At 69.2% G+C, this 756-nt stretch carries 1 protein-coding gene; it reads left to right on the forward strand.

What is annotated here, in order from left to right; all coding sequences use genetic code 11:
* On the forward strand, positions 1–551 hold a 551-nt coding region (locus EXE44_RS17505; protein WP_137718014.1), incomplete at its 5' end, for an iron ABC transporter permease.
* Positions 552–756 lie beyond the last annotated feature (205 nt).

Here is a 756-nt window from a genome sequence, read left to right on the forward strand (position 1 = left end):
CGATCCCGATCGCCTACTTCGCCGCGAACCACGACTCGCCGTTCGCGGTGATCTTCGAGCGGGCGACGTACGTCGGCTTCGCGGTCCCCGGCATCGTGCTGGCGCTCGCGCTGGTGTACTTCGGGTCGGGGTACGCCCCGTGGATCTACCAGACGCTCCCGCTCTTGATCTTCGCGTACGTCGTCCGGTTCCTGCCGCAGGCGGTCGGGTCGACGCGGACCTCCATCCTCCAGATCGACCGGCGGCTCGTCGAGGCGGCGCGCACCCTCGGCGAGTCGTCGACCGGCGCGTTCAGGCGCGTGACGTTCCCCCTCACGCGATCCGGCATCGTCGCCGGCGCCGCGCTCGTGTTCCTCACGACGATGAAGGAACTGCCCGTCACGCTGGTGCTCCGCCCGACCGGGTTCGACACGATCGTCACGCAGATCTGGCGCGCGCAGCAGAACGCGTTCTACCAGTACGCGGTCGTCCCCACGCTCATCCTGCTCCTCATCTCCGGGCTCTCGATGGTCGTCCTCCTCACGCAGGAGGGCGGCGAGGAGGGGCTATGAGACGGGGGTGCTCCGCTTCTACCGTCTCCACCGATGACCGAGGCGAGCGCCTCGGGGCTTGACTTCGAGGCGGTTCGTCGGAATCGGGGCCGATGTCGGTTGTCCGGGTCGGTGTCTGCTGGCCCCACCGACCGCTGGACTCGATTGACGCACGCGAGTCCGTCCGCCTCGAACCGCCCGGGCGGGAACCGGTCAGTCCGCGGTG

The organism is Halorubrum sp. SS7 (assembly GCF_005435055.1).
In the GTDB taxonomy this organism is placed as follows: domain Archaea; phylum Halobacteriota; class Halobacteria; order Halobacteriales; family Haloferacaceae; genus Halorubrum; species Halorubrum salinarum.